At 61.7% G+C, this 24,325-nt stretch carries 24 protein-coding genes; 18 read left to right on the forward strand and 6 right to left on the reverse strand.

From position 1 onward, the window contains the following. The 4 genes from EAY64_RS05200 to pyrI form a co-directional block, all read left to right on the forward strand. Window positions 1-420 (forward strand): methyl-accepting chemotaxis protein (locus EAY64_RS05200; RefSeq protein ID WP_233566468.1); only part of this gene is annotated, 420 nt, incomplete at its 5' end. A 103-nt stretch (window positions 421-523) separates the two neighbouring features. Next, a complete protein-coding gene (locus EAY64_RS05205; RefSeq protein ID WP_158604614.1) occupies window positions 524-1,129 on the forward strand; it encodes a LysE family translocator in 606 nt (201 codons plus the stop codon). A gap of 293 nt (window positions 1,130-1,422) precedes the next feature. Continuing rightward, window positions 1,423-2,343, forward strand: a complete 921-nt coding sequence (pyrB, locus tag EAY64_RS05210; protein WP_103523727.1) for an aspartate carbamoyltransferase — start codon at window positions 1,423-1,425, stop codon at window positions 2,341-2,343. 18 nt (window positions 2,344-2,361) lie between these two features. Continuing rightward, the gene (pyrI, locus tag EAY64_RS05215; RefSeq protein ID WP_103523728.1) at window positions 2,362-2,820 is read left to right on the forward strand and encodes an aspartate carbamoyltransferase regulatory subunit; all 459 of its coding nucleotides are present in this window, start codon (window positions 2,362-2,364) and stop codon (window positions 2,818-2,820) included. A gap of 309 nt (window positions 2,821-3,129) precedes the next feature. Here the strand turns inward: pyrI and EAY64_RS05220 are convergent, their stop codons facing one another. Together EAY64_RS05220 and EAY64_RS05225 are read right to left on the reverse strand one after the other, a co-directional pair. Continuing rightward, window positions 3,130-3,642 (reverse strand): GNAT family N-acetyltransferase, encoded by a 513-nt coding sequence (locus EAY64_RS05220; RefSeq protein ID WP_103523729.1) that lies wholly within the window; start codon window positions 3,640-3,642, stop codon window positions 3,130-3,132. 69 nt (window positions 3,643-3,711) lie between these two features. Continuing rightward, window positions 3,712-4,608, reverse strand: a complete 897-nt coding sequence (locus EAY64_RS05225) for an NYN domain-containing protein (RefSeq protein WP_103523730.1) — start codon at window positions 4,606-4,608, stop codon at window positions 3,712-3,714. Window positions 4,609-4,755: 147 nt separating this feature from the next. On the opposite strand from EAY64_RS05225, the gene EAY64_RS05230 reads away from it, so the two are divergent. Continuing rightward, window positions 4,756-4,995: a hypothetical protein gene (locus EAY64_RS05230; protein WP_103523731.1), complete on the forward strand. Its 240-nt coding sequence runs from the start codon at window positions 4,756-4,758 to the stop codon at window positions 4,993-4,995. Window positions 4,996-5,122: 127 nt separating this feature from the next. Here EAY64_RS05230 and EAY64_RS05235 read toward each other — a convergent pair whose 3' ends face one another. Continuing rightward, window positions 5,123-8,599 (reverse strand): indolepyruvate ferredoxin oxidoreductase family protein, encoded by a 3,477-nt coding sequence (locus EAY64_RS05235; RefSeq protein WP_103523732.1) that lies wholly within the window; start codon window positions 8,597-8,599, stop codon window positions 5,123-5,125. Window positions 8,600-8,985: 386 nt separating this feature from the next. Between EAY64_RS05235 and rarD the strand changes: the two genes are divergently transcribed. The 8 genes from rarD (at window position 8,986) to gmhA (ending at window position 16,085) form a co-directional block, all read left to right on the forward strand. Then, window positions 8,986-9,903, forward strand: coding sequence for an EamA family transporter RarD (rarD, locus tag EAY64_RS05240; RefSeq protein WP_103523733.1), 918 nt, complete (start codon window positions 8,986-8,988; stop codon window positions 9,901-9,903). A gap of 169 nt (window positions 9,904-10,072) precedes the next feature. Further along, window positions 10,073-11,941 (forward strand): M3 family metallopeptidase, encoded by a 1,869-nt coding sequence (locus EAY64_RS05245; RefSeq protein ID WP_103523734.1) that lies wholly within the window; start codon window positions 10,073-10,075, stop codon window positions 11,939-11,941. Window positions 11,942-11,976: 35 nt separating this feature from the next. Then, on the forward strand, window positions 11,977-12,450 hold the full coding sequence (locus EAY64_RS05250; RefSeq protein WP_103523735.1) for a GNAT family N-acetyltransferase: 474 nt from the start codon (window positions 11,977-11,979) through the stop codon (window positions 12,448-12,450). Window positions 12,451-12,456: 6 nt separating this feature from the next. Continuing rightward, window positions 12,457-13,386: a methyltransferase domain-containing protein gene (locus EAY64_RS05255; protein WP_103523736.1), complete on the forward strand. Its 930-nt coding sequence runs from the start codon at window positions 12,457-12,459 to the stop codon at window positions 13,384-13,386. Further along, on the forward strand, window positions 13,383-14,036 hold the full coding sequence (locus EAY64_RS05260; RefSeq protein WP_103523737.1) for an alanyl-tRNA editing protein: 654 nt from the start codon (window positions 13,383-13,385) through the stop codon (window positions 14,034-14,036). Before EAY64_RS05255 ends, EAY64_RS05260 begins: the two co-directional genes overlap by 4 nt. Further along, window positions 14,030-14,425: a GFA family protein gene (locus tag EAY64_RS05265; RefSeq protein WP_103523738.1), complete on the forward strand. Its 396-nt coding sequence runs from the start codon at window positions 14,030-14,032 to the stop codon at window positions 14,423-14,425. Before EAY64_RS05260 ends, EAY64_RS05265 begins: the two co-directional genes overlap by 7 nt. 59 nt (window positions 14,426-14,484) lie before the next feature. Next, complete coding sequence (locus tag EAY64_RS05270) at window positions 14,485-15,372, forward strand: DMT family transporter (RefSeq protein WP_103523739.1); 888 nt, start codon at window positions 14,485-14,487, stop codon at window positions 15,370-15,372. A 128-nt stretch (window positions 15,373-15,500) separates the two neighbouring features. Further along, a complete protein-coding gene (gene gmhA / locus EAY64_RS05275; protein ID WP_103523740.1) occupies window positions 15,501-16,085 on the forward strand; it encodes a D-sedoheptulose 7-phosphate isomerase in 585 nt (194 codons plus the stop codon). A 71-nt stretch (window positions 16,086-16,156) separates the two neighbouring features. Here gmhA and EAY64_RS05280 read toward each other — a convergent pair whose 3' ends face one another. After that, window positions 16,157-16,942 carry an inositol monophosphatase family protein gene (locus tag EAY64_RS05280; protein WP_199734389.1) on the reverse strand — a complete coding sequence of 262 codons (786 nt, stop codon included), beginning with the start codon at window positions 16,940-16,942 and terminating at the stop codon, window positions 16,157-16,159. 315 nt (window positions 16,943-17,257) lie between these two features. Between EAY64_RS05280 and EAY64_RS05285 the strand changes: the two genes are divergently transcribed. Next, complete coding sequence (locus EAY64_RS05285; protein WP_103523742.1) at window positions 17,258-17,986, forward strand: 16S rRNA (uracil(1498)-N(3))-methyltransferase; 729 nt, start codon at window positions 17,258-17,260, stop codon at window positions 17,984-17,986. A 463-nt stretch (window positions 17,987-18,449) separates the two neighbouring features. On the opposite strand, the gene EAY64_RS05290 is transcribed toward EAY64_RS05285, so the two are convergent. Then, window positions 18,450-19,025: an Rcat domain-containing protein gene (locus EAY64_RS05290; protein ID WP_103523743.1), complete on the reverse strand. Its 576-nt coding sequence runs from the start codon at window positions 19,023-19,025 to the stop codon at window positions 18,450-18,452. Window positions 19,026-19,129: 104 nt separating this feature from the next. Next, window positions 19,130-19,975, reverse strand: a complete 846-nt coding sequence (locus EAY64_RS05295; protein ID WP_103523744.1) for a D-hexose-6-phosphate mutarotase — start codon at window positions 19,973-19,975, stop codon at window positions 19,130-19,132. A gap of 205 nt (window positions 19,976-20,180) precedes the next feature. Here EAY64_RS05295 and hutC point away from each other — a divergent pair, with 205 nt between their 5' ends. From hutC to hutG, 4 genes are all read left to right on the forward strand, one after another. Beyond that, entirely contained in the window at window positions 20,181-20,897 is a 717-nt protein-coding gene (hutC, locus tag EAY64_RS05300; protein ID WP_082693475.1) for a histidine utilization transcriptional repressor HutC, read from the forward strand. Between the two features lie 144 nt (window positions 20,898-21,041). Further along, entirely contained in the window at window positions 21,042-21,866 is an 825-nt protein-coding gene (locus EAY64_RS05305) for an undecaprenyl-diphosphate phosphatase (protein WP_103523745.1), read from the forward strand. A 200-nt stretch (window positions 21,867-22,066) separates the two neighbouring features. Beyond that, window positions 22,067-23,317, forward strand: a complete 1,251-nt coding sequence (gene hutI / locus EAY64_RS05310; RefSeq protein WP_103523746.1) for an imidazolonepropionase — start codon at window positions 22,067-22,069, stop codon at window positions 23,315-23,317. After that, on the forward strand, window positions 23,314-24,252 hold the full coding sequence (hutG, locus tag EAY64_RS05315) for a formimidoylglutamase (RefSeq protein WP_103523747.1): 939 nt from the start codon (window positions 23,314-23,316) through the stop codon (window positions 24,250-24,252). Before hutI ends, hutG begins: the two co-directional genes overlap by 4 nt. Window positions 24,253-24,325 lie beyond the last annotated feature (73 nt).

The raw sequence follows: 24,325 nt of genomic DNA on the forward strand, positions 1-24,325 counted from the left end.
GGCCGCGGCTTTGCCGTGGTGGCCGACGAAGTGCGCAATCTGGCAGGGCGTACGGCCGAGGCGACGGTGCAGATTACCCGCATCGTCAATGCCATTGGCAGCGAAACCCGCGAGGCGGTGGATGACGTGAGAAACAGCCGCGAGCAGGTGACGCTGAGCGTGGCCGTGGCCGATGAAGCCAACGAGGCGATGAGCACGGTACTGGGTCGCAGCCAGGGTCTGGTGGCCAGCATTGTCGACATTGCCGCCTCCACCCGCGAACAGTCCACCGCCAGCCAGGAGATCGCCCAGAACGTGGAGCGCATCAGTTCCATGGCGCAGAGCAATAGCCATGTGGTGCGGCAGGTGTCGGATTCGGTGGCACAGCTGCGCGAACTGTCGGCCAATCTGGAAAGCCTGGTCAGCAATTTCAAGCTGTAAACCCGGCGGATCAGTACAAAATCACGCCACCCTGCGGGGTGGCGTTTTGCTGGCTGGCTGCTGCAGAATGACTGCCATGTCACAGGCATTGCGAGGAGCTGCCATGTTGTGGTCTGCCTTTTTACCCGCTGCGCTATTGCTGGTGATGACGCCTGGAGCTGGCACGCTGTGCGTATGGCGCGCCTTTCTGCGCGGAGGCTGGCATGCCGGTGGTCTGGCCCTGGCCGGCTTGCTGCTGGGTGACATGCTGCTGATCCTGTTGTCGGCCCTGGGTGTCGCGGCCTTGCTGGCGGCCAATCCGCTGCTGTTTGCCGTGTTGCGCTGGGGTGGTGCCGGCTACCTGATCTATCTGGGTTGCCAGTGCTGGCGTCATGCGGCGCGGCCGCCTGTGCCGGATAGCACCGCCAGCCCGCGGCAACTGTACTCGGCTTGCTTGCTGACCGTGGGCAATCCCAAGGCCATCGTGTTCTTCATGGCTTTCTTCCCGCAGTTCCTGTCGACCGGTCAGGCGGTGTTGCCGGGCTTTTTGCAATTGGGCGTGGTGTTCTGCTTGCTGAATCTGAGTTATCTGACCGGCTTGCTGTGGCTGGGAAGCCGGGTTTTTGCCGCGAGCTCCGTGTCACGGCTGGCAGTATGGGGGCAGCGAGCCAGCGGCTTGATGATGATAGGGCTGGGATTGCGTTTGCTATGGCAGCGTCAGCCGGCCTGAGTGTGTCGCGGCCTTGCCGTATTGGTGTCATGGAATTTGCAAAATGCGACACTGCTCTTATCAAGCCGCTGGTTTGGCATTAGAATCTCGGGGTTTGTTCGGAGGAGCCGTCTTGTCGCCATTTGCAGCTGTTGTCATTAGCGCCCGCACCACCTGTCACGGTGGCGTTGTGTCGTTGCTGCCAGGCCGGACTGTTCCCGAACCCCGGAAATTCCAGAAAAAAAGCTCCTGATTGCTCAGGGGCTTTTTTTTTATGGGCAAAAATAATTCGCAGAATGCAAGGACCCCCCATCATGGCAAACCCGCTCTATCGGAAACACATCATTTCCATCCCCGATTTTTCGCGCGAGGAGCTAGAGCTCGTCGTGGAAACGGCGGGCAAGCTCAAACGCACGCCGCGCAATGACCTGTTGCAAGGCAAGCTGGTGGGGAGCTGTTTCTTTGAACCGTCCACCCGTACCCGCCTGTCGTTCGAGACCGCAGTACAGCGGCTGGGCGGCGACATCATCGGCTTTGCCGATGGTGGCAATACCAGCGCCAAGAAGGGTGAAACCCTGGCTGACTCGATCAAGATCATCAGCTCTTACACCGACGCCGTGGTGATGCGTCACCCCAAGGAGGGTGCGGCGCGGCTGGCCAGCGAGTTCTCCAGCGTACCGGTGATCAATGGCGGCGATGGTTCCAACCAGCATCCCACCCAGACCCTGCTCGACCTGTTCACCATCCGTGAAACCCAGGGCACGCTGGAAAACCTCACCATCGCTTTTGTCGGCGACCTGAAATACGGCCGCACCGTGCATTCGCTGACCCAGGCGCTGTCGCTGTTTGGCGCACGCTTTTACTTTGTGGCCCCCGAGCAGCTGGCCATGCCGGACTATATCTGCGAAGAGCTGGACGAAAAGGGCATTGAGTACACCATTGTCGACAGCCTGGACGATGTGATCCCGCTGATCGACATCATGTACATGACCCGTGTGCAGCGTGAGCGTTTTGACGAAACCGAGTTCAAGAAAATCCAGGGCCAGTTCGTGTTGCGCGCCGACATGCTCAAGACCGCCCGTACCAATCTGAAGGTGCTGCACCCGCTGCCACGGGTGGATGAAATCACCGTGGATGTGGATGCCACCCCGCATGCCTACTATTTCGAGCAGGCCAAGAACGGTGTGTATGCCCGTCAGGCGCTGTTGTCGCTGGTACTGAACGAAACCGTATAAATCAGGGAAGGAAACATCATGCAATACACCCGTACCGTTGAAGCCCTGAAACAAGGCACCGTCATCGACCACATCCCGGCAGGCCAGGGCGTGAACATTCTGCGTCTGTTCAAGCTGGCCGAAACTGGCGAGCGCATTACCGTGGGTCTGAACCTGTCCTCGCGCCACATGGGGGCCAAGGACATCATCAAGGTGGAAAACGTTGCCCTGACCGAAGAACAGGCCAACGAGCTGGCGCTGTTTGCCCCCAAGGCCACGGTCAATGTCATCGATAATTTCGAAGTGGTGAAGAAGCACAAGCTGGAGCTGCCGGAAAGCATCGAAGGTATTTTCGCCTGCCCCAACTCCAATTGCATCTCGCATGCCGAGCCGGTGAAGAGCCATTTCTTCGTCAAGGCACAGGCCAAAGACATCAAAATGAAATGCAAGTATTGCGAAAAGGTGTTCAGTAAGGATATTGTTGCAGTCGTGCGCTAAGTCGTACAGAGGAAGAGAATAGAGAACTTCAAGAACGGACGCTGTTTCAACAGCGCAGCAGCTAGAACAGAAAACGCCGCAGGCAACTGCGGCGTTTTTCTTTTTCTCGCCTTCAGTCAAGAAGGCGAGGCCCCCTTACAGGGTAAGGGCGGGGGGAAAGGGAGTAGACGGGAAGGCTGTCGGATCAACATGTTGATGAAGAGGCCCGGCTTTGCCGGGTCCTGTGGAGTTTTAGCAAATCACATTGCCACCAGCCTGGCGCCGCAGGCAACTGCGGCGTTTTTCTTTTTCATCAATGTCCTGGGTGAATCACACCGGGCCGTCGCTCTGGCCGCTGATGAATTTTTGCATGTAGACCAGGTCCAGCCAGCGGCCAAACTTGAAGCCCACTTGTGGCAGCACGCCCACCTTGATGAAGCCCAGTTTTTCATGGAAGCGGATCGAGCCTTCGTTGGCGGCATCCACTGCGCCCAGCATGGTGTGCTTGCCCAGTGCCTCGGCACGCGGGAATAGCGCGCTGACCAGCGCGCTGCCTATGCCCTTGCCACGTGCGGCGGGTGCCAGGTGCACACTGTGCTCCACGGTAAAGCGGAAGCCGGGGCGCGGGCGGAAATCGCCGAAGCTGGAAAAGCCCAGAATTTCGCCCTGGTCTTCAGCCACCAGCACCGGGTAGCCGGCGGCCAGCCGGTCCTGGAACCAGATGGCAAATTCGCCCGGGTTGAGCGGGTCGTCGTTGTAGATGGCGGTGGAGGTGGCGATCACCTCGTTGTAGATATCCAGAATGACAGCCAGGTCTTCCAGCTTGGCATCACGTATCTGCATGTTTTCTCCTGTCATGAGCTAGTCCGGCGCATCGCAGTGGGACGCGCCAGGGCGGATCGAAGCGTCCGCTCAGCCGGCTTTGCCGGCGGGTTCGGTTTTCTTGCGCGGGCTGCGTTTCTTGCGTGGGGCTGCGGCTGGCGGCGGATTTTCCGGTGGGGCGTGCACGACGGCTGTGGCCGCCGCTGCCGGGGCCGGTTCGGCCGCCTCGCCATCCTTGATGCGGATTTCGCTGTGCAGCTTGGAGCCGTTGCGCTGCTCCTGCACGCTGAGGAAGTCCAGCTTCTTCACCATTTGCGACAGGCGCGAATGGCCGTAATTGCGCGGGTCGAAGGAGGGGTCGTTCTTGGCGATATAGGAACCGACCGCCGACAGTTCGGCCCAGCCGCTTTCCCGTGCCACCGCGTCGATGGCCGAGGTGAACATGGCCTGCAAGGGGTGGATTTCCCTTGTCACGGCCGGTTTGCTCTTGCTCTGGCGCGTGGTGCGCGCCTTCGGCTTGTCGTTGACGGTGGTGGGTTCCTGCGCTTTTTCCGGGCGCAGGATTTCGGTAAACACAAACTTGTCACAGGCGGCAATGAAGGGGCGCGGCGTCTTGGATTTTTCGCCGATGCCGATCACGGTCAGCCCGCCTTCGCGCAGACGGGTGGCCAGCCGGGTGAAGTCGCTGTCGGATGACACCAGGCAGAAGCCATCGAAATTGCCGGTGTACAGCAGGTCCATGGCGTCGATGATCAGCGCCGAGTCGGTGGAGTTCTTGCCGCTGGTATAGGCAAACTGCTGGATGGGGTGGATGGCGTGCTTGTGCAATACCTCTTTCCAGCTCTTGAGCTGGGTGGTGGTCCAGTCGCCATAGGCGCGCTTGACGATGGCCGTGCCATATTTGGCTACCTCGGCCAGCAGCTCGGCAGTGAGGCTGGCCTGGGCGTTGTCGGCATCGATCAGGACGGCGAGTTTGCGGTTTTCCATGCAGTTGCTTCCGGTTGGGGAATGCGGCCATGCTAAGCCCGGCGGCGGCCGGCGTCAAAATACCGCACCGGTTTTGATCGAATGGAGTCAGCTGGCACGCCGCTTGCTCTGTATTGCCTGGCATATCGCCCAACAGGAGGTTACGCCATGCCCTTCTTTTCAAGCCCGCGCAAGCATACCCCGGCTGTGCAAAAAACCAGTGAAATCGTGATGTTCAACTATCGGCGCCCGGTGCGTGCCCGCCAGGTGGCGCTTGGCAGTAGTGGCCGGCTGTGGCTGGTGGAAACCCTGGATGCAGTACACGGCATCTGGGTGTGGCAGGACGAGTACAACGGTGTTGACCAGGCACTGGACGAGGCGCGTCGCCTCAGCCTGATGTTGTCGTGACAGGCTACGCCTTGAAACGGTGCGTGTTTTCCCCGAAAGCGGGATTTTTTGATCAAAAAAAGGGCGCGGATGAACACATCCGCGCCTGAACCACCCTCTCTTTACTGCTACAACACTCACAAAACCATCAGGCTACCTTGCGCTTGCCCGCTGCCTGGCGAAAGCGCTCCAGCAAGCTCTGTTGCCGTTCGCCAGCCTGTTTCCAGGCAGCTTCCTTGACATGGCCAAAGCCGCGCACGCCATCGAATAGTTTGACCAGCGCTACCGCCGTGGCCAGATTGTCGGCATTCAAGCCCGCCAGTAGCGTGTCCAGCAGTTGCTCGAATTCGGCAATCAGCTGGCGCTCCAGCTTGCGGTCCGCCTGCCAGCCAAACGGGTCCAGCGCGGTGCCACGCAAGAAGCGCAGCTTGGCCAGCAACTTCATCCCCTTGAGCAGCCAGGGGCCGAAGGCCACTTTTTTCGGCTGATGGCCGGTGATCCAGCCAGCACCGATATGGAAGCGTAGCTGGTAGTCACCGTCAAACTGGCTGGCCAGCTCGCGCAGGAAGTCGCCATCGGTATACAGGCGGGCCACTTCGTATTCGTCCTTGTAGGCCAGTACATGGAAGTAGCCACGGGCAACCGCCAGCGCCAGTGCGCTGCTGGCCGGGTTCACCGCCTGTTCGGCACGGGCGACCTTGTCCACCAGCGCCTTGTAACGTTCCGCCAGTGCCTGATTCTGGTAGGCCACCAACTCCTTGGCCCGGTGATGCAGCACGCCATCCACGGTTTCACGTGGAACAAACTGCACCACGGAGGAGGGATTCACCAGTGCTTCCACCCGCGCCGGATCGTGGGCGGCATGGCGTCCCCAGACAAAGGCCTGCTGGTTGAACTTGACCGCGGCACCGTTCAGGCGGATGGCTTCCATCAGCGCTTCCTCGCTCACCGGCACCAAACCCCGCTGCCAGGCATAACCCAGCATGAACATATTGCTGGCGATGGCATCGCCCATCAGTGCGGTGGCCAGACGAGTAGCGTTGACTTCCCAGAAGCGGCCGGCACCGACCGATTCGATTACTGCGTCCTTCATGGCACGGCTGGGGAAGCGCACGTCCGGGTTTTTCAGGAAGGCGCTGGTGGGGGATTCGTAGCTGTTGACGATGGCGTGGCTGAAGCCTTCGCGCATCTTGGCCAGCGCTTCTTCGGCTGCGGTCACCACCAGGTCGCAACCCAGCACCAGGTTGGCATCGCCGGCGGCGATGCGTACCGCGTGCAGCTGCTGCTGGCTGTCGGCTATGCGCACGTGCGACCACACCGAGCCACCCTTTTGCGCGAGGCCGGCCATGTCCAGCACGGTGACACCCTTGTGGTCCAGATAGGCTGCCATGCCGAGAACCTGGCCAATGGTGACGACGCCGGTGCCGCCAACGCCGGTAATCATGATGCTGAAGGGTTCATGCAGAACTGGAATCTGCGGCGCGGGCAGGGCGGGCATGGCTTCCAGCGTGGCGGCGGCCGGGCTCTGCTTTTTCAGCTTGCCGCCTTCCACGGTGACAAAGCTGGGGCAGAAACCTTCCACGCAGGAGTAGTCCTTGTTGCAGCTGGACTGGTCGATCTTGCGCTTGCGCCCCAGCGGTGTTTCCACCGGCAGCACCGACAGGCAGCCGGATTTCTTGCCGCAGTCGCCACAGCCTTCGCACACTTTTTCATTGATGAAGGCGCGCTTGGCCGGGTCGGGAAACTCACCGCGTTTGCGGCGGCGGCGTTTTTCTGCGGCACAGGTCTGGTCGTGAATCAGCACGGTGGTGCCTTCTGTTTCACGCAGCTCTTTTTGCAGACGGTCCAGTTCGCGGCGGTGGAACACGTCCACACCGGGTGCCAGGCCTTGCACGCTCTGGTATTTGTCCGGGTCGTCACTGGTGATGACGATGCGTTTGACGCCTTCGGCCGCCAGCTGGCGGGTCATCATCGGTACATCCAGATAGCCGTCCACATGCTGGCCGCCGGTCATGGCCACCGCATCGTTGTACAGAATCTTGTAGGTGATGTTGACCTTGGCGGCCACCGCGGCGCGGATGGCCAGCAGGCCGGAGTGGAAGTAGGTGCCGTCGCCCAGATTGGTGAAGATGTGCTTGGTGTTGGTGAACGGCGCCTGACCCACCCAGGTGATGCCCTCGCCACCCATCTGGGTAAAGGTCTTGGTGCTGTCGCCTTCGATCCAGTGCGCCATGTAGTGGCAGCCGATGCCGGCCACGGCGCGGCTGCCTTCCGGCACGCGGGTGCTGGTATTGTGCGGACAGCCGGAGCAGTAGTGCGGTACGCGGGCAATGGCCTCGCGCGGCTGCACCAGCTGGGCTTCTTTTTCGTCGTAGAACTTCAGCCGGTCGTGAATCACCGGGCTGTCGAAGATCAGCGCCAGCCGGCTGGCAATGGCGCGGGCAATCATGGCCGGGGTCAGTTCACCGGCAGCCGGCAGCAGCCAGTCGCCGTGCGGCAGTGCCCATTCGCCTTTTTCGGCAAACTTGCCCACCACGCGCGGGCGTACGTCGTCGCGCCAGTTATAGAGTTGTTCCTTGAGCTGGTATTCGATGATCTGGCGTTTTTCTTCCACCACCAGGATTTCATCCAGCCCCTCGGCGAACTGGCGCACGCCTTCCGGTTCCAGCGGCCATACCATGCCCACCTTGAAGATGCGCAGGCCGATGTCGGCGGCCAGCGCCTCGTCGATGCCCAGATCGTCCAGCGCCTGCATCACGTCCAGATAGCTCTTGCCACAGGTGATGATGCCCAGCCGCGGTTTGGGCGAATCCAGGGTGATGTGATTGAGCTTGTTGGCGCGGGCATAGGCCAGCGCAGCATACAGGCGGTGGTGCAGCACGCGTTTTTCCTGCACCAGCGGCGGGTCCGGCCAGCGGATGGACAGGCCGCCCTCGGGAATGGGGAAGTCCTGCGGAATGACAAAGTTGAAGCGTTGCGGCGAGATGTCCACCACCGCCGAGCTTTCGATGGTGTCGGAGATGGCCTTGATGGAAACCCAGCAGCCGGAGTAGCGGCTCATCGCCCAGCCATGCAGGCCGAAGTCGATCACTTCCTGCACGCCGGAAGGGGACAGCACCGGAATCATGCTGGCGGCGAGGATGTGGTCGGACTGGTGCGGAAAGGTGGAGGATTTGGCCGCGTGGTCGTCGCCGGCCACCAGCAGCACACCGCCCTTGGCACTGGTGCCGGCTACATTACCGTGCTTGATCACGTCGCCGGAACGGTCCACACCGGGGCCCTTGCCATACCACATGGCGTAGACGCCATCGTATTTGGCGCCCTCGAACATATTCACCTGCTGCGTGCCCCATACTGCGGTGGCGGCCAGGTCTTCGTTCAGGCCGGGCTGGAACACCACATTGTGCGCCTTGAGATAGGGCTCGGCCTTTTGCATGGTCTGATCGACATTGCCCAGTGGCGAGCCACGATAGCCGGTGACATAGCCGGCAGTATTCAGCCCGGCTGCCAGGTCCAGCTCCTGTTGCAGCATGGGCAGGCGTACCAGCGCCTGGATGCCGGTCATCAGCACCTGGCCGGTGGCGGCCGTATATTTTTCTTCCAGATCAACATGACGGATAGACATGGTTTCTCCTCCTGCCGTGCTGGGCCGGACCGGTAAGGTGGCCGGTGCGGCCTGCGGCTTGTTCTCGCTTGTGGCGGCGGCGGGTTTTCTCGCGGGGAAAACACACGCCTTTCTTTATGTTGTAGGCCGTAATCGCGCTGGCCGGGTGGCATTCTCCATGCCTTGGCGCAGCCGGTGGCGACTATGTGGCGGACTCTAACTTACGTTTACGTCAACGTCAAAGGTCTTGACGCACAGTGCGGGACAGTGCGGCGATTGTGCCAGTGCAGCATGGGTATGCAGCCATTGTTTTCATGGCAGAACAGCATGTTATCGGGCCAGTGGTTTCATCACGCCGGCCAAGCCGTTAAGCTGCCACGTTAAACCCCTTCTGCATCGAGTCTGTCATGTCTTCCGCCCAGTCCCGGCAGGACGCCACCCGCGGCGTGCTGTTTACCTTTATCGCCTTTGTCATCTGGGGCCTGTTTCCGCTGTACTGGAAGCCTTTGCACCATATTCCGGCACTGCAGATTCTCTGCCACCGCATTGTCTGGTCTGCCCTGTTCGTGGCTGGCATCCTCACCGTGCGCCACAACTGGGCCTGGTTGGGCGAGGCAGTGCGCCAGCCGCAAAAACTGGCCATTTTCGGCCTGTCCTCGCTGATGCTGTCGCTCAACTGGCTGATTTATATCTGGGCGGTGAATGCCGGCCATGTGGTGGAAGCCAGCCTGGGCTACTTCATCAACCCGCTGTTCAATGTGTTGCTGGGACGGCTGTTTCTGGCAGAAAAGCTCACGCCCATCCAGCGCAGTGCCGTGCTGCTGGCAGCCGCCGGTGTCGCCTGGATTACCTGGACTAGCGGCACCGTGCCGCTGATTGCGCTGTCGCTGGCGGCCACCTTCGGCCTGTATGGCTTGTTGCGCAAGAAAGCACCGCTGGCCTCACTGGAGGGCCTGGCACTGGAAACCTTCCTGATGGCACCGCTGGCGCTGGCGGCCCTGCTGTGGTTCCAGTGGCAGGGGCAGGGCGCTTTCCTGAATGAGGCGATCAGTAGCGATGTGCTGCTGGTGGGGGCCGGGGTGGTCACGGCGGTGCCGCTGCTGCTGTTTGCCGCCGGTGCACGCCGGCTGAAGCTGGCCACCGTGGGCCTGATCCAGTACATCGGCCCCACCATTCAGCTGGCGCTGGGGGTGTGGCTGTTCGGTGAGCCATTCGACAGCGCCAAATTGCTGGGCTTCTGCCTGATCTGGCTGGCCTTGCTGCTGTATTCGGCGGCCGGCTTGCTGTCCATGCGCCAGCAAAAACGCAGTGCTGCCGCCGCCTGAAAGCCATGGCGCCATCCCGTTCGTGCAAGCCCGGCCATGCCGGGCTTTTTGCTGGCAGCAGCAGGGGCGCAATAGCCGTTGACCCCGCCACGGTTCGGGCAGAAACTGCCAGTTTGCCGGCGATGGCGCTCATGAAGTGCCAGTGACAGGCCGTAGTAAAAGGAGAAACATGCAACATCCCCGCGATTTTTTCCAGCAGCTGAATCAGCAATACCTGGCCGTGCACCGCGCCAAGGAGGCCTTGTTCTGGTCTACTTACATGGGCATGTCCGATGATCATGCCGGTTTTGGCCGTGCCGAAACTGCCTACAAGGATTTCATCTCCAGCCCCGAGCGGCTGCAGCAGACCCGCGCCATGCTGGCCGCAGCCCGGGCTTTGCCGCCGGATGCGGAGCAGGCCGGCTTGCTGCATGGCTTGCAAGGCTGGCTGGCATTGTTTGAAAGCAACATCATCGACAATGACGAGGCCCGCCAGCTGATGGCCGGGCTGATCGAGATGGAGGCGGCGCTGTTTGCGCGCAAGCAGTCGCATAGCCTGCGCCACCGCAACGAGCACGGCCAGTGGGAAGACGCCACGCTTAGCACGCTGCTGACCAATATGGCCACCAATCCGGACGAAGCCTGCCGCAAAAGCTCGCATGAAGCCTTGCTGCAGCTGGAGCAATGGGTGCTGGACAATGGCTTGCTGGATATCGTGCGCCAGCGCAATGCTTTTGCCCGTGCCCTGGGTTACCGCGACTATTTCGACTACAAGGTGCAGAAAAACGAGCGGATGACGCCAGAAGCGCTGTTCGCCATTCTGGACGACTTCGAGCAGCGTACCCGCCAGGTCAATGAAAATGCACTCAAGCAACTGGCCAGCAACAAGGGCGCCAGTGCGCTGGAAGCCTGGAATCTGCGCCACCACATGAGTGGCGATGTCACGCGCCAGATGGACCCTTACCTGCCGTTTGCCAAGGCGGTGGGGCGCTGGCTGGAAAGCTTCCGCCGCCTGGGCATACAGTATCGCGGCGCGCTGCTGCAATTGGACCTGATCGAGCGCAAGGGCAAATACCAGAATGGCTTTTGCCATGGTCCGCAACCCAGCTATATCGATGAACATGGCCAGTGGGTGCCGGCGCACATCAACTTTACCTCCGATGCCACGCCCGACCAGGTGGGCAGCGGCGACCGTGCCATCAATACCCTGTTCCACGAGGGCGGCCATGCGGCACATTTTGCCAACGTGACCCAGAATTCCCCCTGCTTTTCGCAGGAGTTCGCGCCAACTTCCATGGCCTATGCCGAAACCCAGTCCATGTTCTGCGACAGCCTGCTGGGCGATGCCGACTGGCTGGCACGCTATGCACGCAACCGTCAGGGTGAGCCCATGCCGGAGGCGCTGATCCATGCCGGCATCGAGGCCAGCCAGCCTTACCGTGCTTTCATGGAGCGGATGATTCTGCTGGTGGGTTATTTCGAGGCGGCGCTCTACCAGTTGCCGGATGAACAGCTGACCGCCGAACAGGTATTGCAGCTGGCCCGCAACAGTGAACAGCGTATCCTGGGCATTGCCTGCAGCCCGCGCCCGCTGCTGGCCATTCCGCATTTGCTGAACCAGGAGTCGGCAGCGTCCTATCACGGCTATCTGCTGGCCAATATGGCGGTGTATCAGACCCGTGCCCATTTCCTGCGCCAGTATGGCTATCTGACCGACAACCCGGCCATCGGCCCGGCGCTTGCCCAGCATTACTGGGGGCCGGGCAACAGCATCAGCCACGACGCCACCTTGCAGAGCCTGACCGGCGAGCCGTTCAATGCCCGCTATCTGGCCGACGAGTGCAATCGCAGCGTGGAGCAGGCCTGGGCTGAGGCCCGGCAGCAAATGGCTGCAGCCGCCAGCCGCCCTTATCTCGAGCCGGCGGTTGCCGGTCTGGATGCCCGCATCCGTCTGGTGCATGGCGCTGAGCTGATTGCCGATAACAGCCAGGGTGATGCCGCCATGTGCCAGCAGTTTGAACAATGGGTGGCTGCGCACTATCCGGCCACTCTCACCTGATATCCTGTTTGCCCTTGCCACCATGAGGCCCTGTCATGTCTGACACGCTTGTACTGGAATTCGACTGCGACCCCGCCCGGCTGGAGCGGGACATGATTTACGCCTATCTCAGCGGAGAGTCTTATTGGGCTGCCGGCTTGCCGCGTGATGTGTTTGAGCGCTCGCTGGCCGGCTCGCTGTGTTTTGGCGTATATGTCGCTGGCAAGCAGGTGGGGTTTGCCCGCATGATTACCGACCAGGCGACTTTCGCCTATCTGGCCGATGTGTTTGTGCTGCCGGACTGGCGCGGGCGTGGCATCAGCAAGGCATTGCTGGAGCACATCCTGGCCCATCCTGGCTTGCAGGGGCTGCGGCGCATGCTGCTGGCCACCGCCGATGCGCATGGCCTGTATGCGCAATACGGCTTCACCGCCTTGTCGCGGCCCGAGCGCATGATGGAGCGGCTGGATCAACAGGTATATCAGAGACTGGCAGGTAGGGCGGACACGCCAGCCTGCATACAAGGATAAGAGCTTATGGAGCTGGCCAGACAATGGTTGCAAGGCAAGGGCGTTGAGCTGGGGCGGGGTGCGCACAATCCACTGGCCCCGGCTGATTGCATCAGCGTGGCCCCCTGTGACGGGGTGAACTATGTGGATGAACGCGATCTGGCTGATTATCGCGTTTACGTACAGGAACAGCAGCGGCATGGCCGCGGGGTGGATCAGGTCGATGTGGTGGCCGATGCCACTGTACTGCCCTTTGCCGCTGGCGAGCTGGACTATATCGCCAGTTCGCATGTGCTGGAGCATGTGCCGGACATTTTCAGCGCCTGGCTGGAGTGGGGGCGGGTGCTGCGTGAGGGGGGCATCAGTTTCATGATCGTGCCCAAGCGCGACGCACTGGTGGAAGACAGCGTGCGCCCCATCACCGGACTGGATGCCCATATCGAGGCCTTTCAGCACAAGATGACGCCGCAAAGCCTGTCACCCGGCCTGCCATGGCGCACGCATTATCACGTGTTCACCCTGCAAGGCCTGTTTGCGGCGCTCAACTGGTTTAACCAGCAGGGTCTGGGGGTGAGCTGGCTGCTGGAGGCGCAGGAGGAAAGCGACAGCAAGGTCGGCAACGGCCATACCCTGGTGTTGAGCAAGCAGCACACCCTGCCGCCGCTGGAAGAGAGCATCGGCCAGCTGGGTGCGGCATTCCAGAGCGAACGCTACGCCGAGGCCGTCTTGCTGGCACGACAGGCGCTGTCGCTCAATTTCCGCATTCACGAAGCCTGGTTCATCCTGGCCATGTCGCAATTGCAGCTGGGAGACAGCCGTGCAGCGGTGCAGTCACTGACCCAGGCACTGGTATTGCAGCCCAAGCATGTGGAATACCGCAATATGTACCAGCAGCTGCTGGGCCAGCCCTTCAGCTATCCGCTGAGCCTGGTCGACTATCTGGCGCGCCTGCTGTGACAGGCAAACTGTTCTGGATCGACCCCTACCAGACCACGCTGAGCACCACGGTGACGCAGGTGGATGGCGCGCAGCTATGGCTGCAGCACACCATTTTCTATGCCTTTTCCGGCGGTCAGGAGAGCGATGCCGGGACGATAGGCGGCTGGCCGGTGTTGCAGGCGGAAACACAGGGGCTGGACATCGTCTATACCCTGCCGGCCGAGCATGGCTTGCAGGCCGGTGCTGCGGTGCAGATAGAGATAGACTGGCCACGGCGCTACCGGCTGATGCGGCTGCACTTTGCCGCAGAGCTGACCCTGGAAACCATTTACCGCGACTTTGCCGGGGTGGAAAAAATCGGTGCGCATATCGCGCCCGACAAGGCGCGCATCGATTTTGCCCTGCCCGAAGCCATTACCCCGCACCTGCCGGCCATCACCGCCAAGGTGCAGGGCCTGATCGATGCCGACAGCGCCATCATCAGTGCTTTTGCCGATGAGGCTGCGCAGCGCCGCTACTGGGAAGTACCCGGCTATTGCCGCGTACCCTGTGGCGGCACCCACCTGCGCCGTACCGGCGAGGTGGGGCGTATAGCACTCAAGCGCAAGAATATCGGCAAGGGCAAGGAGCGGGTGGAAATCACCCTCTTGGAGGATGCGCCATGCTAGGCAGCTGCCTGTGCGGTGCCATTGCTTATGAAGTAGAGCAGCTGGATCTGCCGATCACCCATTGCCATTGTCTGACCTGCCAGAAAGCCCATGCGGCCAGCCATGTGCCGACAGCCGGGGTCTTGCGTCCGCATTTCCGCTGGCTGCGCGGGCAGGCGCTGCTGGGCAGCTTTGCCTCATCGCCCGGCAAGCTGCGCCATTTTTGCCGGCAATGTGGCAGCCATCTGCTGGCCGAGCGCGAGGGCAGCCCCTATGTCATCTTGCGTGTGGCCACGCTGGATGATGCTCCCGCGCAGCAGGCCAGTGCGCATATCTGGACCAGCCACACCCGTCCCTGGCTGGAGGTGGACCATCTGCCGTGCTGGCCGGAATGGCCGCCGGACAGGTAAGCTGGCAGGCTTTGTCATGATCATCGGCCCGGCATCTGTGGACGGGCAGACTGGATAATATGTGGTACGACCTGGCCGCCGTTGGCGCGGCAGCCTGCTGGGCCTGGGGCGGTATTCTCGGTGCCGGCCCCTCACGCCATTTCGGCCCCTTTGCCTTTACCCGCTTGCGTTTGAGCCTGCTCACCGTGTTATTGGGCGGTATCAGCCTGTTTTCCGGTGGCTGGCACAGCATCAATGCCAGTAATCTGTGGCCGGCCTTGCTGTCCGGCCTGACCGGCATTTTTCTGGGTGACACCATTTATTTTTCCGCGATGAACCGGCTGGGGCCGCGCCGTGCCGGTTTGCTGTTTGCCACGCATTCGGTATTTTCCGTGGTGCTGGGCATGTTATTCCTGCAGGAAAAGCTCAGCCTGTCTGCCTTTGTCGGCAGCAGCATGGTATTTGGTGGCGTGCTGCTGGCCGTGGCCTTTGGCCGGCGCAGTGCAGACGCTCATGCCTGGGAGCATCCGGCCCATCTGCAAGCCGGGATCATGCTGGGCATGCTGGCGGCCATGTGCCAGGCCATGGGGACCTTCTTTGCCAAACCCGCCATCGCTGCCGGGCTGGAGCCGGTCACTGCATCGGCCCTGCGCATGGGTATTGCCTGTGCCGCACACTATCTCTTGTTGCTGGGTGGCCTGTCTCTGGCCAGGAGCCGTGGCGCTTATACGCCGCGCATGCTGGGGCAGACGGCGCTCAACGGCCTGGTGGCACTGGGGCTGGGCATGACGCTGATCATGCTGGCCTTGCAGCATGCCAATGTCGCCACGGTGGGCATGCTTTCCGCGCTCAGTCCTGTGCTGATCCTACCCATGCTGTGGCTGGTGCAGAAACAGCCACCACCGCTGATTGCCTGGCTGGGTGCCCTGCTCAGCTGTGCCGGCACGGCGCTGATCGTGTTGCGCTGAAATTTACCTGCCCGCCAATTCCAGCAACAGAGGGGGCAGGGTATGATGAGGGGGCTGGCCGCTATGCCAGCCCTGTTTACTGGTGGCAATGGCAAGGTGCCGTTGCCCGCACGCAAGACGGATCACTGATGATTTCCCACATCCAGTCCAGCCTGACTGAAGCGCAAACTGCCCTCAATAATCTGCTGGCCAATCCCCAGGCCCTTGCCAGCATCGAAGCGGCTGCGCAGCAACTGATAAGCAGCCTCGCTGCCGGTGGTCGTATCTTCTCCTGCGGCAATGGTGGCTCCATGTGCGACGCCATGCATTTTGCCGAAGAACTGACCGGCCGCTACCGCAACAACCGGCGCGGCATGGCGGCCATCGCCATTTCCGACCCCAGCCACATGAGCTGCGTGGCCAACGACTTTGGCTACGAGCATGTGTTTTCGCGCTATCTGGAAAGCCATGGCCGTGCTGGCGACGTGCTGATCGGCATCAGCACCAGCGGCAACAGCCAGACCATCGTCAATGCGGCGACGGTGGCGCGTGAGCTGGGCATGAAGGTGATCATCCTCACCGGCCGTGCTGCCACCCGGCTGGAGCCGCTGGCCGATGTCTACGTCAACACCCCGGGAGGCCAGTACGCCGACCGTGTGCAAGAGCTGCACATCAAGGTATTGCATATCCTGATCGAGCTGGTGGAACGGCATTTCTGCCCGGAAAACTATTGATCCCCGCGTAGTCGGCTCTGTAATACAAAACGGCCCCAATGGGGCCGTTTTCTTTGCAGGCATGCCTGAGTCTACTGGTTGGCGCGCACCCAGCGGTGCCAGTGGCCGTATAGCTCCGGGTCGATGGCGGCAATCACCGAACGCTTCCACACCGTATCGCTCCAGTAGTCATCGGTGTTCAGGCTGGCCAGTCGGCCGCCGGCTTCTTCCAGGATGACTGCGCCGGCAGCATAGTCCCACAAGCGCTGGCCGCCGTGCAGGTAGAGGTCGTAACGGCCTGCCGCCAGAAAGCACCAGTCCAGCGTGCTGGAGCCCATGCTGCGCTGGCTGCCAAACGGTGCCACGCTGCTCATGCGTGCTGCCAGCTTGCCGGAACGCAAGTATTTCACCTCAACGGCGGCAATGGCATCGCCCATGCTGTTGCGGGTGGTTTTCAGCGGCAGGCGCTGCTGGTTCAGCCAGGCACCCTGGCCACGGCGGGCGTAGAACATTTCATCGGATACCGGGTTGTAGATCACCCCCAGCTCGCTGACCCCACGCACCATCAGCGCCACCGAAATGGCAAAGTAGGGCAGGCCGTTGACGAAATTGGTGGTGCCATCGATGGGGTCCACCACCCACAGGCCATCCGGATTGCCCTGCCATAGCGCATCCTGCTCTTCACGGGTCATTTCCTCGCCCAGCACCGGGTGGGGCAGCACGGCCGGCAGTTTTTCCCCCAGCGCCTGCTGGCAGGCCATGTCGGCCTCGGTGAACAGCGAGCCGTCATCCTTGCGTGTTTTACCCACACGCAAAAAGCGCGGCATCACCTCCTGGCGGGCCACGTCACGGACAACTTGCATCACCTGTTCAAGCACCTGCATGGTGTTCTCCTGGGTATCCTGCCGCACCGGCTCGCCGGCCTCTGGCAGAAACGACAACAGCGGCTATCTGGCCGGCATCAGTCAGTAAGGTAAACTGCATGGCCGCCGGCATGAGCGCCAGCGGCATGATTGTCGTCCTGTCCAAGCTGTTTGGCAGAAGGGGCAAGACGCTGCTGAAGCAAGTGACAGCGCCGGAGCAATCATGAGGACCCATGGGTGCCATCATTTTTGCCACTTGCTAAAGATGGGTTGTTGCAACTGCAGCAAACAAAGCAAAATACCGTTATCACCACGGACTTTCAATACGCCATGCCAAGGTTTTTTATCGAAACACCGCTGGCGGCGGGGCAAACCCTGTCGCTGCCTGATGCTGTCGTGCGCCATATCCAGGTGCTGCGCCTGAAGGAAGGCGACAGCCTGACCCTGTTCAACGGCCAGGGCGGCGAATATCAGGCCAGCCTGTTAGCCGTGCAAAAACGCGCGGCCGAATGCCAGATCAGCCAGTTTGACGACATCAGCCGCGAGTCACCGGTATGGCTGGGGCTGGCGCAGGCCATTTCCAGCGGTGACCGCATGGAATTCACCCTGCAAAAAGGGGTGGAGATGGGCGTGTCGCTTTTTCAGCCCATCGCCGCCGAACGCTCGGTGGTGAAGCTGTCCGGCGACCGTGCCGACAAGCGGGTACAGCGCTGGCAGGAAATCGTGCAGTCGGCCTGCGAGCAGTGCGGTCGCAATACCCTGCCGCAGGTGTTGCCCATTCTCAGCCTGAATGAATGGCTGCAGCAGCAGCAGGATGCCGATGCCCGGCTGATCCTGTCGCCGCTGGGGACGCAGAAGCTGGCGGATATTGCCAGCGCACCCAAGCGGGCCTGGCTGATGGCTGGGCCGGAAGGGGGTTATTCCGCGCGCGAGGAGGCTGCCGCGCTGGACGCGGGCTGGACGCCGCTAAAGCTCGGGCCGCGCATTCTGCGTACCGAAACAGCTGGATTGGCGGCTGTGGCGGCGGTACAGGCGGTGTGGGGGGATTACTGTATCTAAAGGGTGGATCGGTATGTCTTGAGCAGTTGGCGGAGCAAAGTGTCGAACCGCTACGCAAAAACCCTTCTCGCTTTCTTGAAGGAAAGCGAGGCTACTTCGAACCAAATGACTTGGTCAGCCGCTATGAGAACCGCTACGCGGTACTGTTTTCATGGCGGGGCTGCCCACCGAGCAGGCAGGGGAGCTGCCTCGCCAGCTCCCCTGCACCCCTAGGCGACCCCGGGTTGCGCGAAACCCCCGTCTGCTGTGGGCCGGGCAAGACGCCGCCGAACTCGCCATTCGCTAGCGTCGAATGGCTCAGACAGGGCGGCGGCTTAAAACCTTGCCCAACCCACCCCAGACGGCGCGCGCCACGGGGAGTGGGGCGGCGTCGTGGCAGTCACTGCTTCTGGTTACTGATTGGTGAAGCAACAAAAAGCCCGGCTAGGCCGGGCTGGTGTCAGGTATCTACATACCGGCCATCTCAAGCCGTGGTGGCGATGTCCTGCTGACGGTAAATCAGCTTGCCTGCCAGCAGCACTTCCTGCTCACCCAGAACAAACTGCCCCGGCGGTGCTGCGCGTTCAAACACAAAGCGCCGATCCTGGTATTCGATCCAGGCACTGATGGGCTGATCCTGAAAGCGGCCGAGGATCTCCGGCGAACGGGCCACCACCTCGTCATCCGTCAGCAGAATGCCATGCTGGGCCGGTGCGGTGTTTTCTTCCTGTACTTCCCAGTTGGCCTGGGCGACCGGTTGTGGCGTGTTGCGGGTGGCCATTTGCAGCCACATGCGATAGACCCACAAGGGCAGCAGTACGCGGTGCACCCGCTTGTCATCGGTGATGACGCAGGCAATGGGAAAACGATGCCGGCAGGCCGGGCAGGTGCCCTGGGCCGCCAGAAACAGCTTGTCCTGCTGCAGGCTGGCCAGGCCGGACATATGTTCGCAACCCACCATGGCATGGCAGTGCGGGCAATGTTTGCCAAAGCGGCGTACCCGGTTGCCATTGGGAAAGGTCACCGGGAGATAACTGGAAATCGTGTTCTGTCTGGCCATTTACAAGCTGTCCACTTCGACGCCGTGCTGGCGGGATGGCGTGCAGTATACCCTGTCCGCCAGGGTGGCGGACAGGCAAGGGACGTGGAGGATGGGCGGGCTGCTCACGCCAGGCTCAGCCGGCAGCACAGGCTGTGGCTGGCCCCGGCGGCCAGCAGGCGGCTGTCCTCGCCGGCATTGGCCGCTTCGATGCAGACAAAATCCTGCCAGCCGTCATCCGGCAAGTCGGCAAGGCGTGCCGCCTTGTCCTGCCACGGGTTCCACACCACCACGCTGGCCGATCCGCTGCGGCTGATGCGCAAGCGGCGTTGCCATTGCGGGTCTTCCAGCAGCACGTCGGCTTCGCTGTAGACAATGGCATCGAACTCGCCCTGCAATGTCAGCGGCTGTGGCGGCAGCCGGCTGTAACGGCGGCCGACCTTGTCTTCGCACACTTCCTCTTCCAGCCCGTGCAGGCGGATACGCCGGCTGTCGCTGACCGCCAGATAGCTGTGTAGCGCCGCGCTATAGCCTTGCTCCTGGGCGCTGTCGTTGCGGGTGTGCAGGCTGATGTCGACATGGTCGGACAGGGTGTATTCCAGGACGACACTCAGGCCCTGCCAGTCTGGCCCCTGCAGTTTCACGTGAAACGCATCGCCTTCGCGCAGCACCGCCAGCAATGTCCATGGCTGCTGGCGGGCCACGCCGTGGGCCGGGGCGCTGCTATCAGCGGGGTGCGGGCCAAACCACGGCCAGCATACCGGCACGCCGCCACGGATGGCCTTGCCAGCTTGCAGTACTGCTTGTGGCGACATATACAGCCAGGGTTGCTGACCATAAGGCTGGAATGCCAGCAACTGGCCACCCAGCAAGGACAGGGTGGCGCTGCAGCTACCGCTGTCCAGCTGCAGCAGGGTGACATCGTTGCCCAGGGCTATCAGCCGGGCGCCGGAAGGCAAGTTCATGGCCATGTGGCTTCTCGTTGGCAGGAAAATGGGATGATCATAGCGCAATGGCGGGCGTTGATCTGTGGCTGAGGGTAGCTGACCCGGGGCAATGCTCTGGTCAGGGCGGTGGGAACAGGGCATGCTAGCGCACGGTGGTCTGCGCTGGATCAGTCTTTGCCCTGCCACCGCAGTCTAGAATTCATCATCCCCCGACTTCATGGAATACAAGGTGTCTGCCACAGCTCAACCGCGCTATCTGCGCATCAAGGAATACATTCTGGAAGGCATTCGCAAGAAGGAATTCCTGCCGGGTAACAAGATACCGCCGGAGCTGGAGCTGGCCAGGCAGTTTTCCGTGTCGCGCATGACGGTGAACAAGGCGGTACGCGATCTGGCCGAAGCCGGCATCCTGCTGCGCTTTGCCGGTGATGGCACTTATGTGGCCGAGCGCAAGGCCGAATCGCCGCTGCTGGACATCAACAATATCGCGGCGGAAGTCGAGGCGCGCGGCCATACCCACAGCGCCGACGTGCACCAGCTGGAAACCATCTCCGCTGGCGAGGAAATCGCCCTGCAACTGGGGGTAAAGGTGGGCACGCCGGTGTTTCATTCGATTCTGGTGCACCGCGAAGACGGCCTGCCCATCCAGCTCGAAGACCGTTACGTCAACCCGGCCTGGGCGCCAGACTACATCCTGCAGGACTTCAGCCGGCGCACGCCCAATGAATACCTGATGGAAAGCTGCCCGCTGACCGATATCGAACACACGGTAGAGGCGGTGCTGCCCGATGCGCGCGAGCTGGCCATGCTGGACATCAGCGCCGGCGAGCCCTGCCTGCTGGTGCTGCGGCGTACCTGGTCCTACAAGAATCTGGTCACCTTTGCCCGACTGGTCCACCCCGGTGGCCGCTACAAACTGCGCTCGCAAAGCCGGGTCAAGAAATAAACTGCCGGTATCACCGGCCTGGCCCGGTGCTTTGCACTACATGGCCCCGGCCTGGTGCCGTGATTCTGTCATTCAGTTCGGCTATGCTGTCAGCGCACACCTGCGCTCTGCATTTTCCCAACCGCCAACACTGACAACAACATCATGGATACCCTGCTGCTACTCAAGGCGGCCATCCTCGGCATCGTCGAGGGGCTGACCGAATTCCTGCCCATTTCCTCCACCGGCCACCTGATCCTGGCCGGCGAATTGCTCAAGTTCAACGACGAGCGCGGCAAGCTGTTTGAAATCGTCATCCAGTCCGGCGCCATCCTGGCGGTGATCTGGGAATACCGTGCCCGCATTGCCAGCGTACTGGCTGGCGCCCGGCATGACCGCGCTGCGCAGCGCTTCCTCCTCAACCTGGCCATTGCTTTTTGCCCGGCAGCGGCGCTGGGCTTTCTGTTTAGCAAGGCCATCAAGGCGCATCTGTTCAATGCGCCGGTGGTGGCCAGCATGTTCATCATCGGTGCACTGGTCATCATGTGGGCCGAGCGCCGCCAGCACAGCATCCGCGTGCAGACGGTAGAAGAAATGACGCCGCTGGACGCGCTCAAGGTAGGCTGCGCCCAGGCTTTTGCGTTGGTGCCGGGTACTTCGCGCTCTGGTGCCACCATTATCGGCGGCATGCTGTTCGGCCTGTCGCGCAAGGCGGCCACCGAGTTTTCCTTTTTTCTGGCCATTCCCACGCTGATCATCGCCTCGCTGTATTCCCTCTATAAAGACCGGGCGCTGCTGGCGGCGGATGATCTGGGCATCTGGGCGGTGGGCCTGCTGTTTTCCTTTGTCTCGGCCTTTTTCTGCGTGCGCTGGCTGCTGCGCTTCATCTCCAGCCACAGCTTCATGCTGTTTGCCTGGTATCGCATCGTGTTCGGCATCATCGTGCTGCTGACCTGGCATTACGGTTGGGTCAACTGGGTGGATAGCTGAGTCGCAGCCTGCCAAATAATTGACTATACAAATACTGTTGGATTTATGACGCACAAAGGGAGCCGCCGGCTCCCTTTTTTATTTTCTTAAAACATTGAATTTGTTGATTATTTGCATAATATTTGTCTGGTGATCACATCACGTATCGGTTGACATGGTTTTGTATACGGTTTATTTGTATATACAAATCAGGAGCAGACATGACCCCCACTCACGATAGCCCACGCAGCCTGTGGCTCAATGCCCGGCTGGCCACCATGGATACGCAGCATGCCGCCGCCTATGGCGCCCTGCATGGCCACGCTCTGGTGGTGGAGCAGGGCCGTATTGCCGCCATCCTGCCGCAGCAGCAACTGAACCCGGCCAGCTTTGATGGTGAGGTGGTGGATGTGGCCGGCCGCTGGATTACCCCCGGCTTCATCGATTGCCACACCCATCTGGTGTATGGCGGCAACCGCGCGGCCGAGTGGGAAAAGCGGCTGCAAGGTGTGCCTTACCAGCAGATTGCCGCCGAAGGTGGTGGCATTGTCTCCACCGTGCGCGCCACCCGCGAACTGGACGAGGCACAGCTGGCGGCCGCCAGCCTGCCGCGCCTGCAGGCGCTGATGGCCGAAGGGGTGACCACCATCGAAATGAAATCCGGCTATGGCCTGAACCTGACCGATGAGCTGAAACAGCTGCGCGTGGCCCGCCAGCTGGCGGCCAGCCAGCCGGTAGAGGTATCTCCCACCTTGCTGTCTGCCCATGCCTTGCCGCCGGAATTTGCCGGCAATGCGGATGGCTATATCGAGCATGTCATCCGCGACATTCTGCCGGCCGTGGCAGTGGAACAACTGGCCGAGGCGGTGGATGTGTTCTGCGAAAGCGTGGGTTTTTCCCCGGCGCAAACCCGCCGCGTATTCGAAGCCGCGCAGCAATACGGCCTGCGGGTAAAGGGCCATGTCGAGCAGTTGTCCAATCTGCATGGCGCAGCGCTGGTGGCCGAATTCGGCGGTCTGTCCGCCGACCATATCGAATACCTGGATGAGGCCGGAGTGGACGCCATGCGCCTGGCCGGCACCGTGGCGGTGCTGCTGCCCGGCGCATTTTATTTCCTGCGCGAAACACAGAAACCACCAGTCGAACTGCTGCGTGCAGCCGGCGTACCGATGGCCGTATCCACCGACCTTAACCCCGGCACCAGCCCGTTTGCCTCCATCCGGCTGGCGATGAACCAGGCTTGCGTGCTGTTTGGCCTGACCCCGGAAGAGGCCATGGCCGGTAGCACCCGCCATGCCGCGCAGGCGCTGGGCCGAGGCCACAGCCATGGCCGGCTGGCGGTGGGCTGCGTGGCTGACCTGCTGCTGTGGGATATCGATCACCCTGCCGAAATCGTCTACGGACTCGGCGTCAATGCGCTGGCCGAGCGGGTATTCCGCGGTCAGCGTCCGCTCAAGGAAAACGCAAGATGAACCCGGATATGAAGTTGTGGAGCGGTCGTATTGATGCTGGCGAAGGCGAACTGGCCCGCCGCTGGCATCAGCTGGCCACGCCGTTTGCCCCCGGCCTGGCGGCTGGTATCGGCATTGTCGGCTTTGCCTGTGACGAAGGCGTGCGGCGCAATCAGGGCCGTGTCGGTGCCGTTGCCGCACCGGCCGTCATCCGCAAGGCGCTGGCCAATCTGGCCTGGCATCAGGACCGGCCATTATGCGATATGGGCGATGTGGCCTGTGCCGATGGCGATCTGGAGGCTGCCCACCTGCGGCTGGCCGCTGCGGTGGAACAACTGGCGCGTGCCGGGCATTTCCCGCTGGTGCTGGGTGGTGGCCATGAAACCGCCTATGGCACCTGGCGCGGCCTGGCTGCTGCCCACCCGGACAAGGTAATCGGCATCATCAATTTCGATGCCCATTTTGATATCCGCGAGGCAGCCGAGGCCACTTCCGGCACGCCGTTTGCGCAGATTGCCGCCGACTGCGCCAGTGCTGGCCGTCCCTTCCATTACCTGTGTCTGGGCGTGGCCGAGCCATCCAATACCCAGGCGCTGTTTGCCCGCGCCGGGCAGCTGGGCGTGCAGTGGCTGCTGGACAGCGCGCTCAGCCAGGCGGGCCTGGCCAATGCGCAGCGTACCGTGCAGGACTTCATCGACCAAGTGGACATCGTCTATCTCACCATCGATCTGGATGTGCTGCCCGCCAGCGTGATGCCTGCCGTATCCGCCCCTGCCGCCATGGGCGTGGAACTGCCGGTGGTGGAAGCGCTGGTCAGTGCCATTGCCGCCAGCGGCAAGCTGGCCGGGGCGGACCTGGTAGAGCTGAACCCGCAATTCGATATCGACAGCCACGGCGCGAAGACGGCGGCCCGGCTGGCGTGGAGTATTACCCGTCATCTGGTCAAGAACCGCTGACAAAACCGCGTAGAGAACCCGGGCCAAGGCGCGCTGCCGCAGACAGTACATGGCGTACGGCAAGGCGGCGCAA

Origin of the sequence: Aquitalea palustris (assembly GCF_003693445.1) — a bacterium.
Taxonomy (GTDB): Bacteria; Pseudomonadota; Gammaproteobacteria; order Burkholderiales; family Chromobacteriaceae; genus Aquitalea; species Aquitalea palustris.